At 51.2% G+C, this 12,589-nt stretch carries 10 protein-coding genes and 1 pseudogene; 1 reads left to right on the top strand and 10 read right to left on the bottom strand.

Annotated elements, in window-relative coordinates; all coding sequences use genetic code 11:
- The 10 genes and pseudogenes from HW443_RS06395 to HW443_RS06350 form a co-directional block, all read right to left on the bottom strand.
- A partial coding sequence (locus tag HW443_RS06395) for a ComEC/Rec2 family competence protein (RefSeq protein WP_176237996.1) occupies nucleotides 1-1,872 on the bottom strand: 1,872 nt, incomplete at its 3' end.
- A 2-nt stretch (nucleotides 1,873-1,874) separates the two neighbouring features.
- Entirely contained in the window at nucleotides 1,875-2,606 is a 732-nt protein-coding gene (locus tag HW443_RS06390; protein ID WP_176230704.1) for a helix-hairpin-helix domain-containing protein, read from the bottom strand.
- A 246-nt stretch (nucleotides 2,607-2,852) separates the two neighbouring features.
- Nucleotides 2,853-3,071 (bottom strand): type II toxin-antitoxin system HicB family antitoxin, encoded by a 219-nt coding sequence (locus HW443_RS06385; RefSeq protein ID WP_176229852.1) that lies wholly within the window; start codon nucleotides 3,069-3,071, stop codon nucleotides 2,853-2,855.
- Between the two features lie 128 nt (nucleotides 3,072-3,199).
- Entirely contained in the window at nucleotides 3,200-5,707 is a 2,508-nt protein-coding gene (leuS, locus tag HW443_RS06380) for a leucine--tRNA ligase (protein ID WP_176230714.1), read from the bottom strand.
- Between the two features lie 131 nt (nucleotides 5,708-5,838).
- Nucleotides 5,839-6,429: a biotin transporter BioY gene (locus HW443_RS06375; RefSeq protein WP_176230705.1), complete on the bottom strand. Its 591-nt coding sequence runs from the start codon at nucleotides 6,427-6,429 to the stop codon at nucleotides 5,839-5,841.
- 161 nt (nucleotides 6,430-6,590) lie between these two features.
- Entirely contained in the window at nucleotides 6,591-6,752 is a 162-nt protein-coding gene (locus HW443_RS06370) for a ribbon-helix-helix protein, CopG family (protein WP_176230706.1), read from the bottom strand.
- Between the two features lie 168 nt (nucleotides 6,753-6,920).
- On the bottom strand, nucleotides 6,921-8,576 hold the full coding sequence (locus tag HW443_RS06365; RefSeq protein ID WP_176230707.1) for a restriction endonuclease: 1,656 nt from the start codon (nucleotides 8,574-8,576) through the stop codon (nucleotides 6,921-6,923).
- A gap of 250 nt (nucleotides 8,577-8,826) precedes the next feature.
- The gene (locus HW443_RS06360) at nucleotides 8,827-9,663 is read right to left on the bottom strand and encodes a nucleotidyl transferase AbiEii/AbiGii toxin family protein (RefSeq protein ID WP_176230708.1); all 837 of its coding nucleotides are present in this window, start codon (nucleotides 9,661-9,663) and stop codon (nucleotides 8,827-8,829) included.
- Nucleotides 9,663-10,466, bottom strand: a complete 804-nt coding sequence (locus HW443_RS06355; RefSeq protein WP_176230709.1) for a type IV toxin-antitoxin system AbiEi family antitoxin domain-containing protein — start codon at nucleotides 10,464-10,466, stop codon at nucleotides 9,663-9,665. The genes HW443_RS06360 and HW443_RS06355 overlap by 1 nt, the downstream gene beginning before the upstream one ends.
- A 349-nt stretch (nucleotides 10,467-10,815) precedes the next feature.
- Nucleotides 10,816-11,703: pseudogene (locus tag HW443_RS06350) on the bottom strand (RNA-guided endonuclease InsQ/TnpB family protein); the annotation flags it as partial.
- A gap of 273 nt (nucleotides 11,704-11,976) precedes the next feature.
- Between HW443_RS06350 and HW443_RS06345 the strand changes: the two are divergent.
- Nucleotides 11,977-12,589 (top strand): IS110 family RNA-guided transposase (locus HW443_RS06345; protein ID WP_176237995.1); only part of this gene is annotated, 613 nt, incomplete at its 3' end.

Raw genomic sequence — 12,589 nt, 5'->3', positions numbered from 1 at the left:
GAACTCCTGGTACGGAAAACTGTTGGAGCCAGAATCTCCATCAAGAACCGCCCCCACTGGAAGCTTTTCTATCACCTTTAGCAGGCCGCTTAGATGATCCTCATGGGGATGGGAGAGAATGACCAGATCTAAATGACGCACTCCCTTTTTTCTGAGCTTCTCATAAGCCATCCAGGGGTCCTCGCCCCCATCCACTAAAATGTTTATACCCTCTCTGGACTGAATCAGAATAGAGTCCCCCTGCCCCACATCCAGGACGCTCACTGTAAGAGCCTGGGGAGGGGTCTCGGGGAACAAGAAGAAGGCCAGCAGCAGGATCAGGAGCAAGAGAGCCACTGCTACTCCAACGATCCTCCTCTGCCTGGAGTTCAGCTTGATCTTCTGCCAAACGGGAAAGAAGGAGAAGAGAAAAAGGTAGTAAATAAGAGCTCCCCCGGTTCCAAAAGACCAGATCTCCAGGGTCGAAAAGGGCAGTTCGGCCAGAAGATGGACTACCCAAAAAAGATAGCGCAGAATGAAGTCCATCAAGAGCATTAAGGGGCGGGTGAAGGCTATAACCAAAGAGGCCAGAGCAGCTGAAAGGACTCCCGCTCCCAGGAGAGGAGGAATAACCGGCAGTACCACAACGTTTCCAATCAAGGCTATGAGGGAGATACGGTGAAAGTTGATAGCCAGAATGGGCGCTACTGCCAGTTGGGAGGCTAGACTCACCGCTACAATCTGGGCCAGCCAGGCCGGGAGCCTTTCTAATCTTTCCAGAAAGAAAGGTGAAAGAAGAACAATACCCAGGGTAGCCAGAAAGGAGAGCTGCAGGCCCACATCAAAAACCAGTTGGGGATTGATGGCTAGAAGCACGACCAGGGAAAGAGAAATGGAGGAAAGCATATCTCTCTCTCGGCCCAGCACCATCCCCAGCATGAGCACAAAAGCCATGACTACAGACCTGAAGACGGACGGCCCCAGGCCCGTAAGAACTCCATAGAAGGCAATGAAAAGAAGAGCCAGAAAGACTTTGGCCCTCCTGGAGATGGGAAATGGATTCAAAAGAGCAAAGAGAAGAGAGCTCAGAATGGTCATATGCTGGCCGGAGATGGCAATAATATGGAAGAGGCCGGTATCCCGAAAATCATTATTCAGATCTTCACTGAGATCACTTCTGTCTCCCAGGACCATAGCCCTCATGAAGGCGGCCTGATCGCGGCCCAGATACCTTTCGAAGCTGAGGGTAGCCCGCCGGTGGATGAACTGCAGCAGGGCCGCGAGCAGGCCTCCCGACTTCTTTGTTATCTTCGCCTGCCCGGCAAAGCCGTAAAACAGAATTTCTGGCCCTTCTTCTTCCCAGAAAAGGTCCTTGAGAAACCCCTTTTGGACTTTGTTGCCTTCGGCGGCGCGGAACTTTCCCAGGATAGTTACTACTGCTCCTCGCTCGAAATCAGGCTCTTTCCCCAAGGGGAGTAAGACTCTGATCTTCTTATTGGTCCCCCAGTCTCTCTCCAGATCAGTGAGGCGCTTCACCTTTAAGTCGAAGTAGTAGACATGATCGCCCTGGAAAATCTGAGAGGCCACCACTCCCTGGATCTCCGCCACTTTTCGCTCTTGAGCCAACTGGAGAAAGACCTGGTCATCCTGGGAGATGGCCTGAAGCCTGGCCATAATGGCTCCCACCAGCAAGAAAGTCACCAGAACAAAAATCCCTCCCCCGGGAAAGGGACGGAATACAAAAAGCAACATAAAGATCAGAACAGGAAAGAGAAGAAGAAAAAGGAGATATATAGAGGGACTAAATCTGAATCCGATAAGGATTCCCAAGAGAAAGGCCACGGAGACGGGAGGCAGCCACTTCCTGATGCGGTGTGCTGAGGTCCCTTCCATTCTCAAATTCTGACTTTATCCTTGAGGGACTCGAATTTCTTAATGCCTATTCCGGACACATTCATCAATTGTTCCACTTTTCTAAACGGCCCATGCTTCTCCCGGTATTCAACAATCCTTGTGGCCAGAGTGGGGCCAATACCGGGCAGCTCTTCCAGCTCTTCTATGGATGCCGTATTTAAATTGATTTTTCTGGTGGCGGACCCGGAAGAACTTTCCCCACCTGATCCACTGCCAAGATATCCTATCTCCTCCCCTTTGGCTGGAACATATATCTTCTGGCCGTCGTAGAGGGTCTCTGCCAGATTAAGCTGGTGGATATCAGACTTCTCCGTTCCACCACCGGCCATCTCAATAGCATCTATGACCCTCATGCCTTCCCTTAGCTCATAAACCCCTGGACGCTGTACCGCACCACTGACGTGAACCACAACCGGCACAGTTCCCCCATCCTGCTCCTCCTGTCCTTCCCGACTTTCCTGAGTTTCGACCAGATCGGTGGCGCCCCCTTCTTCACCTTTCTCCCTTGGCCCCCCTTTATCGCTCATCTCGGTCTCCTGTGAAGCTATTTCCCCTCCTATCTCCACGCTGTAGATTTGTCGAGACCTGGAGTTATAGAGAAAATAGATCCCCGTCATGGTCAGGATCAGGGCCAGAAGGGCCAGAACCACCAACTGCCATTGGGCAGCGGAGAAATCTCTGATTAGGGAGAGCAGTTCACGCAATCTAGACATTCTGTCAGAATTGTCCTACCAGATTTGTTGTCTTTCGGAAAAGCCTTCGCTTTTGCCCAAAGATGCCCCTTCCGTCACTCCAATCTGCCACTTACATTACTGTAATCCGTCTTGTAAGGACTGTTTACATTATAGACTAAAAGCATAAATATGTAAATAGATAATTACTAGATATCTGGGGGTGGGCTATGAGATAAACTGAAGGATAAAAGGTGAGGATGTTTATGGAGACAAAGTGAAATGTGTTTATGGCAACAGATACATAGACTCGACAACCTCTATGGGTACAGGCTCTCCTAATGCCTGGCGAGCCTCAATGTGTAACCTGATAGCATCCTTAATATTCTCCAGGGCCTCTTCGTAGGTTTCCCCCTGGGTATAGCAGCCCTGAAGAAGCGCTACTGAAGCTACATAGAGCCCATCTTCATCTCGTTCCACAACTACTGTAAGCCTATAGTCTGGCATACTCGATTCACCTCCGCCATTCATTTCACGGATATGTTAGTAATATACCTTGTGCCAGTAGAGTAGCAAAGGCACCAGGGGCTTGTTATGCGGAATCAAATTTGTCATAGTTTTCAAAAACCTACCTATCACACCACAATATTCACCAACTTACCCGGCACAGTGATCACCTTTTTGATCTCTTTACCCTCATAGAATTTTGCCGCTTTCTGGGAGGAAAGGGCTATTTTTTTCATCTCCTCCTCACTAATATCCACCGGGACGGTGATCCTGTCTCTGAGCTTGCCATTGATCTGGATAACCACGGTGATTTCCTCGCTTCTGGCTATTTCCTCATCGTAACTGGGCCAGGGCAGGTCATGGACACTCTCCTTATGTCCCAACTGTTCCCACAGCTCTTCGCTCAGATGGGGCGCAATGGGGGCCAGAAGCTGGACCAGAATTTCAGTAGCCTCCCGTAAAACCTGGGGGTTTTGTTCCTCCTGGCTAACCAGCTCGTTGTACTTATACATATCGTTAACCAGCTCCATCAGAGCACTTATGGCCGTATTGAAGCTGAATCTTTCCGAGACGTCCTGGGTAAACTTCTTGATGGTCTGGTGGGTCTTTCGGCGCAGCTTTACATCCTCCTGGCTGATTTCCCTTTCCGAAGAGATTTCCCTTTCCGAAGAGGATAGAAGCTGCAGGCTCCTCACACTGTCCCTGACCAGCCTCCAGACCCGATTCAGAAATCGGTAAGCCCCCTCCACTCCTCTATCGCTCCACTCCATATCCAGCTCTGGAGGTCCAGCAAAAAGGATCATCAGCCTGGCGGTGTCGGCTCCATAATCCTCCACAATCCGATCTGGACTTACTATATTGCCCTTGGATTTAGACATCTTGGCCCCATCCTTGTAGATCATGCCCTGGGTGAAGAGGTTAGCGAAGGGTTCTTTGAATTTGACCATGCCCAGATCATAGAAGACTTTGGTGAAGAAACGGGAGTACATCAGGTGGAGAATGGCATGCTCCACTCCACCGATATACTGATCCACGGGCATCCAGTAGTCCACATCCTCTTTTGGGAAGGGACCTTCGATATAGTGAGGGCTACAAAATCTCAGATAATACCAGGAGGAGCAGACGAAGGTGTCCATGGTATCCGTCTCTCTTTTAGCCAGGCCACGGCATCGGGGGCAGGAGGTCTCCACAAACTCCTGACAGGAAGTCAGGGGCGACTGGCCAGTGGGCTTAAAATCGACATCCATGGGCAAAAGCACGGGCAGATCATCATAGGGGACCGGCACGATCCCACATCTCTCGCAATAGACGATGGGAATGGGAGCTCCCCAGTACCTCTGCCGGGAGATGAGCCAATCCCTGAGCCGGTAGGAGACGTCGAACTTCCCGATCCCCTCTTTCTCCAGGTATCTTACAATCTTCTTTTTCCCCTCCTGGCTATCCAGGCCACTAAAAGGTCCGGAGTTGACCATAACTCCCTCTCCCAGGTAGGCTTCCCTTAAATTATGCTCGTCTATCTCCCCATCCCTGGGCTTAATCACTACCCGGATGGGAAGATCATATTTCCTGGCAAATTCAAAGTCTCTCTCATCATGGGCCGGTACGGCCATGATAGCCCCGGTGCCGTACTCCATAAGCACATAGTTGGCGACCCACACCGGAACCTTTTCCTCATTCAAGGGATTTACTACGTAACGTCCTAGGAACAGACCTTTCTTTTCAACCTCTGGAGCTCCTCGATCTACCAGAGACTCCTTTCTCACTTGCTCCTGGAACTTCCTAACTTCATCCTCATACTCGGTGCCTTTCACCAATTCCTCTACCAAAGGATGCTCGGGTGAGAGGATGAAAAAGGTGACTCCGTACAGAGTATCTGGCCTGGTGGTAAAGATAGGGGTGGTGCGGTCACTTCCTACCAGGGGAAACTCCACCGTGGCCCCCTCACTGCGCCCGATCCAGTTTTGCTGCATGATCAGAACCCGCTCCGGCCATCCCCTAAGCAGCTCCATATCGTCCAGAAGCCTCTGAGCATAGTCGGTAATCTTGAAGAACCATTGAACCAGCTCTTTTTGAGTTACCTCAGTAGAACATCTCTCACACCGACCGCCCACTATCTGCTCATTGGCCAGGACTGTATTACAGGAAGGACACCAGTTAACCGGAGCCCTTTTTCTCACCGCCAGGCCATTTTCATAAAACTTCAGGAATATCCATTGGGTCCATCGGTAGTAGTCGGGATCGCAGGTAGTAACTTCATGGTCCCAGTCATACTGGATACCCAGAGCCTTTATGGCTCTCTTAAAGCTCTTGATGTTATTGTCGATCCAGATCTTGGGATGGGTTCCGGTCTGGATGGCCGCATTTTCTGCTGGCAGACCGAAGGCATCCCATCCCATAGGATGAAGAACATCGTATCCTTGCCTCCGTCTCACTCGATTGAGCACGTCCCCGATCACATAGTTTTTTACGTGACCCATGTGGGGCTCGCCAGAAGGGTAAGGAAACATTTCCAGAAGATAGTATTTGCGGCCCTTTGCTCTACGTCTCTTCTCTTCCCTCCCTTCCCAGATCCGGTGCCACTTCTCTTCTATTTGTCGATGATCATATCTGTTACCCACAGCAGTCACTCCCAGCATAATTATATTCTTCAAGATTGTACCGCAAGGAAGGCTTCAGGTCGACCTCTTAAAGAGGGGCAAAATACAGAGGAGATGATGTCCCCGTAATTTCATCTATCTTGGGGCAGAGGAAGACAGTGAGCTGCCTTTCACCCTTTTCGGCGTTGTAACAGCGCCCAGCCAGAAGGCAGAGCCAGAGCTGCCAGCACCAACTTCAAAATATCTCCGGGAACGAAAGGATAGAGTCCCAGCGCCAGAACCTGGCTCAGCGAGCCAGGCAGGAAATAAGACAGCCAGGGGAGGCCAAAGAGATAGATAACTCCGTTTCCCAGAAACATGGCTGCCCCGGCAGACCAGATATGTCTGTCCCACCCTCGCTCGGCCAGGCTACCCACCAGAAAGGCAGCAGCCACAAAGCCCCACCGATAGCCAGCCGTGGGCCCCATAAATACGGCCAGCCCTCCTCTTCCACCTGCGAAGACAGGCAGTCCCAAAAGTCCTTCGCCCAGATAGGCCAGCATGGCCAGTGCTCCCCGCCGGCTCCCCAACAGAGTACCCACAAGGAGCACCGCGAAGGTCTGTCCGGTGATGGGAACCGGGCTGAAGGGCAGAGGAATGGCGATTTGGGCGGAGAGGGCGGTGAGAAGGCTTCCGCCTAGAATCAAAAGGACATCATATAGAATGCCCTTTCGGGACATTATGACCTCAATCATGGGCTGAGCAAGTGTTCTGGATTGCATCAATTTCTCCTCTCTTTCCTAATTATCATTACGCAGCCATCACCGACAAACGATAAAAATGTCGAGTATTTTTGCCTAATCTTCGGGTAATGACCAACATTATAGCATGCCAGCCTTCTATCAGTCTTTTAGACAAACTTGATTTGTCAACCACTCCTTGACTAAATGCGATCCAAGGCAATTTGATAATCAGCCTGCTCAATGAGGTAGCTCTCTATCGCTTTACGAATCAAAAAGGTCTTTGGGCGATCTATCGCCCAAGCAACCTCTTCCAGAGCTCGAGCAGTTTCGTCAGGAAGCCGAATCGAAACTGAAACGGACATATTTTCCTCCCTGATAATTTACTTGTGTTACAAGTATATCAAATAGGGAGTTCCTTCCTCAACGAATCGAATTGCATCCCCTTTCGAGTACATTTTTACGTGATATCAACGAGTAGAAGGCATAAAAATGAGTTTACCCGTGTGGGACACGGACTCATGCCAACTATCTCAAGAAGCCGCTCGCTCCAGGGCGGCCAGGTCGTTGGCGTCGCTGATGAGGATGCCGTGATCGGCAGCGTAGGCCGTGGCTTCGGATGTGAACCCGGCCTGCGAAATGCACCAGGGCCGGGCTTGAACCTGCTTAGCCCGCTCTATAAGTTGGCCTAACTCTCCACGCCCCACCCGCTTCTTCCGCCACTTGACCTCGATGATCCACCGCTCACCATCCTCGCCCAGAGCATCCACCTCGATCCGACCATCCGGGGAGCGGTATGGCTCAATCCGGGTGAAGGCGGGGATGTGGAAAGTACCCGCTTGACCCAGCAAAGCCCCGTCCACCGTCTGCCCGGCCAGGTTCCGTAGCAACTCTCGCACTTCGCTTTCCCTGGCTCGACCTAGTTGGGTCGCAACCCGCTCGAACCGTTCTGTGAGATCAGCCACCAGTCCCTCTAAATCCTCCCGCCGGGGGAAGGCATCCACCTCAATCCCTCGGCTGGTGTAGGCCACCCAGAAGCGAAGCACGGGGTCTCGGTAGTAGTAGCGCCCATCCTCCTCAGTCACCAGATCTACCTCCATCAGCCAGCGCAGGTACTCCCGGGTCGCGGGAGCCTGCCGCCGCAGGCGGCGGGCCACTTCCGACAAACGCAGTCCTTCTTCTTCGGCCAAGACCTGGAGGAGCGCCTTCAGGAGACCGTAGCCTCGCGCCTTCTGCAAGGAGATATCGTACAGGTAGCGGCAGTAACTATAGATCTGGCCCTGGCCAGAGAGGGCTTCCAGCAAGAAGGCCTGCTGCACCTGTTGGACATCAACCGCTTCTGGTCCTGCTGGCGCCAGTTCCCGCAGTCGCGCGGCCAGTGCGGTAACATAGAAGGGATGCCCAAAAGTGTAAGTATAGATAGCCGCATGGGCAGCTGGTGCCAGCGGCCCGATCAGCTTCTCGACTAGCTCCCGGCCATCCTCCCGGGTGAAGGGCCGCAGCTGCAGAGTGCGAAACTGAAGGAAGAGGGGGGATTCATGGTCACGGACCAATCGCTCCATCACGGCGATAGCCGACCCAGTGATGACATAGCTCACTTGCGATTGTTGTTGTAAAGAGGCGCGAAAGTGTTTAAGGGGGTCCCCCACACCGGGGAAGTTCCCCAGGCTGGACAGCTCGGGGAACTCGTCCAGGAAGCACATCAGCGGCCGACCAAGAGTCTGGCCCAGTTGGTCGGGAAAGTCGAAGGCCAGCTTGAGGAGCAGCCCGTAGTCAGGTTTGCTGCGGCCCAGCTCCCGGCTAACGGCTCCGGCTGTCCGGACGACCAGGGGGACTTTCACTACCTCGGTCTCCAACAGCCGTTCAACGGTAAGATAAGGGTCCACTGGAGCCTCTCCGCCAGCCAGAGCCCAAAAACAGGTCAGGCCGATGTAACGTTGGGCGAAGGGCTCCGGTGCGGTACATAGTTCCTCCATGTCCAGGTAGACTGGAATGATGTCCCCCCTGACCAACAGACGTATCACCTGCTCCTGGCACAGAAGCGTCTTGCCGATGCGTCGCAGACCGAAGAGAGCCACGTGGCGGGGCTGGCCGCGCCGGAGGTCTTCGGCTACCCCTTCCAGCAAGGCCAGCTCGCGAGCCCGGTTGGTAAAACGCTCACGAAGGTAGGTGGGGTAGAAGGTCGGCATAATCTCTTCGGATTAAGTCAATTGATTTATAAGTCATTAGCCTTAACTGTACCATAATCCCGGAGAGCAGTCAAACAGACAGACTAAGGCTGAACTTTGGCCAAAAGTAACCATCAAGCTACCAGAAGTAAAGAATTTTCGGATTTTTTGTAGTACTGCTCAGAGGTCTCTGTCTTCTGGAAAGGTCATGTAAACAAACACTATTTCTTCTGGTAGCTTAATGGTTACCTATTTAGATATTCTACGCGAATTAGAAGAGATCATTAAGCAGATGTCGTAGGTCATCCTCCACATCAGCAAAGTCGGGAAGGTCAGTAACTTGCCTTTTCATTGACGGCTCCCAGGCGAACTTGTGTGACGCGAGCAATTCTGGCTTGAAGAAATCATCAACGCCGGCGAAGGATAGGCCCTTATATTCACATTTCTTTTGAAACACTTTCCTGATCAGCTCTTTATCCAGTTCTCTGTTGTGGAACTTTAGAAGATACCAGAGGTCATAAATATCCCTGGATCGTTGTCTCTGAAGGATCGATCTGAGTTTCTCGGCTACCATCTCTTCGAGTCTGTAGGCGGCTATGACCGCTTTACACTCTGAGGCATCGGAGTATGAGTGAAGAAGCGGTAGCTTGTTTGGCGGTAAGATGACTTCCTCGTAGAAGGTTATGTCGAGTTTGATGCGAGGTGGGTTGCCAGCGCGGTGGCCTCGTGAACCGACATATTGGATCTTACCAACAAATGCTTCCTCGCCGAGCTCATCCCTTGTTTGCTTGAAATCCACGAGGGTAAGCTCAACCCCTGATTGGGTGTAAGCGCTCTTACATACGTCTCCCAAGCTTTCATGGATTTGCACCTCACCCAGTTCCGTAAGAGGTTTGATCATAGTGAAGTCCAGATCTTCTGAGAAGCGGTAGTCAGGGAAGTAAACCTTGCGAAGAGCTGTACCGCCTTTAAAGACGAGTCCTTCCTTGAGACTTCTATCATCAAAGATACCTTTGAGCACCCATGAGATGACGTAGTCACGTTCAAGGACACTTATGTCAATGCCGCTTTGTGCAGCCTTAGTTTTGAGCTCTCCCAAAGAGATCATCAGTGGGTTCTCCACTCAGTAAGGTTTACCTTACTGACATTAGCTTGTATGTTCCATCTTGAGATGAATTTGCCAGTCTTAGCTGACAGAGGATCAAGGAGAGAAAACCCTGCAGATATCATCTTGTGCCATCGCTCAAGATAGTTGGAAACCGGCAATTCCAGTATTTCCGCTAGATGCCCAAGCCGCTTAAAGATGGTCCGGTTGTTCATCTTCTTGGCGTAGGATGTGAGCTGACTCAAGTCGATTCCGTCCTCAACTGCGTTGGCCAGACCCTTGGCCGCCTCAACGATGCCACCACAGTATTCGGGGTGATCTAAGCAGTCAATAATCGTCTTCTCCTTATCTGTGATAGCAACCTTTCTGTTGCCAAACCAGATGGTTGTCGTGCCAAAGAACTTATTGGGTCTCACAGTGACAAACTTATAAGCAATGCCTAAGACCTCAGTCTCAGCCTTGAACTTTCGCCTGGTTGTTTGAATGAAAATAGTCCTTGATATCTGTTCGGTGTAACCGTAGTAGTTGAGAGCTGACCAGTATGCAATGGTGTAGGGGTTAACAAGAGTAGACGCAATAACAAAGGCTTCCTCAGACCACACGCCTTGCGCGATTCCTTCCAGGGGAACAATTAGATACTTGCCACGCTCCAGATTCTTGACCCAGCCCTTTTCTACTAAGACATAGAGCGCCTGCTTGATTCCACCTCTGTCGCCGGCAAGAACCCGCTTAGCATCGTCATAGGTGAACACATTCTTGCCTTCAGCACTTAGTGTTGTGAGTAGTTTTGTCTCGCTCTTACTCAAACTCTTTATATTTTGTGCAATGATAGTCTCCTCGTACGTTGACTATCATAACATAGATTATAAAACAGTCAAGGCGGGGAAACTAGAATGACAGGTATTGATTCACAATAACGAACTCGAGTTCATTAAAATGAAGCTCCCAGGAAGAGTCGACAGATTATAGACACCCAGCTCTGCCTAGACTCCTTCAGGGTCGATTTCGAAATTTCCCGGATCTCGTTGAGGAATGGTGAGCAGCCGCGTCCTGTGATGCAGGGTTTCGTCCGCACATATCGAGTACCTCCATAACGCGACCAGGCATTTTAAGAGAATCTATTTGACACTCCCCACGAATAAATTCGGGGGATTCTCAAGTTCTGACTTGAGTTACGGGCTGTGCCAAAGCAGCCCCGGCTGAGGAGATATACTCCCCGGCCCTCTTAAGAATATTACGAGCACCGTTTAAGTCGGCAGAATAGCGGAGACCACAAGAATGACCAAGAAAGAGACCTTGACAGGGGCGAGAGCCAAGACAGCCACAGCGATGGCAGGTTTTGGAGGTATAGGCCTCCGAAATGACTACTACGGGTATGCCTTCCCAGGCTGCCTTGTATTTGATGAACTGAGTCAGTTTATAGTAGGGCATACCCGAGACGATGCGGTTCATCCTTCTACCTTTGGCCTTCTTTCTTATTCCCTTAAGGTTTCCAAGGACGATAACCGAGCCAGTCTCTTTGGCCTGGTTGACTATCTGCCGACTGACCTTGTGGCAGATGTCATTGACCTTCCTTTGCTCAGTAGGTCCTACTTTCTCGATGATGCTAAGGAGCTTTCTCTCCCCCAGTCTCTTTCTAAGCCAACCATAGTGTCTCCGAATGCCTCTGACCTCCTTGCCCAGAAATTGAGGATTAATACCATTACTGCCACAGACAGTAGCCAGATACCTCTCCCCAAGGTCTATAGCAAGGATAGGACGCTCATCTATAACGGGTCCAGGAACTTCTCTCTGGATAGTCAAATGAACAGTCCAGCTATTCTTTCGCCTGATAAGTTTAGCCTCCCTGAGAGAGCAATCCAGAGGAACATCGCAATGAGGTTTAAGCCCCAGCCAGATACCACCTCTAACCCCAAAGACCGGAAGTTTAAGCCAATAGGGGACTATCTTAGTATCTCGCCTTTCCAGTCGAATGACATCTCGGCGCAGGATAAGAGGATAGTGCCTATGCTTGGGAAGCCTAACCTTTCTCAAAAATCTCTCGGCTTGCTGTTTGGTAGCCGAATAAAGGTTAGCCTCCTCACCATAATTATCATTATGCGGCCATCACCCGTGAACCATGAAAATCTTTTTCTGCTATACTTTCTTTAACCATCTCCAGGCAGAAGGTCGGCTTTCTTTGGTGCCAAGAGCCCGTCCATAATTGGACCTGGACGTCTTACAGGTACCCTGAACTGTTGCTCCGCAAGGAAGCACGCCAAGTAAAGTCTTTGTAGCAAGGACGTCCCCTGGAGCTAACCTAGAAAGGAGAAGGAAATGGAAGTAGTGTACAGTCGCTGTGCAGGCTTGGATGTGCACAAAAAGACGGTGGTGGCCTGCGTCTTGATCCGAGAAGGAGCCCAGGTGCAAAAGGAGATCCGCACCTTCAGCATCATGACCTCTGATCTTCTTGTGCTTCATGACTGGCTTTTGGCTCATGGGGTCAGGGAGGTAGCCATGGAAAGTACAGGCATCTACTGGAAGCCCATCTTTAACCTCTTGGAGGCAAGCTTTAGGGTATTGCTGGTCAATGCAGCCCACATTAAAGCCGTGCCCGGGCGCAAGACTGATGTCAAGGACTGCGAGTGGCTTGCCGAGCTCCTCTCCTATGGACTGCTTAAGGCAAGTTTCATTCCTCCCAAGCCCATCCGGGAGCTCAGGGATCTGACCCGCTATCGCAAATCCCTCAGCGATGAGCGGGTTAGGGAAGTTAACCGCTTGCACAAGCTTCTGGAGTCGGCCAATATCAAGCTTTCCTCGGTGGCCACTGACGTCATGGGTAAGCTTTCAGTAAACCCTGTTGCGACTAGGAAGTGCGGAGTTCCCGGCGGAAGTGCTTGTGGAGGGGATAGAGGAAGATGTCCTTCACCGGGAGTGGGTAACGGGTGTG

Origin of the sequence: Candidatus Hakubella thermalkaliphila (assembly GCF_013281975.1) — a bacterium.
Lineage (GTDB): Bacteria > Actinomycetota > Humimicrobiia > Hakubellales > Hakubellaceae > Hakubella > Hakubella thermalkaliphila.
This window is presented reverse-complemented; position numbering and strand designations above follow the sequence as displayed.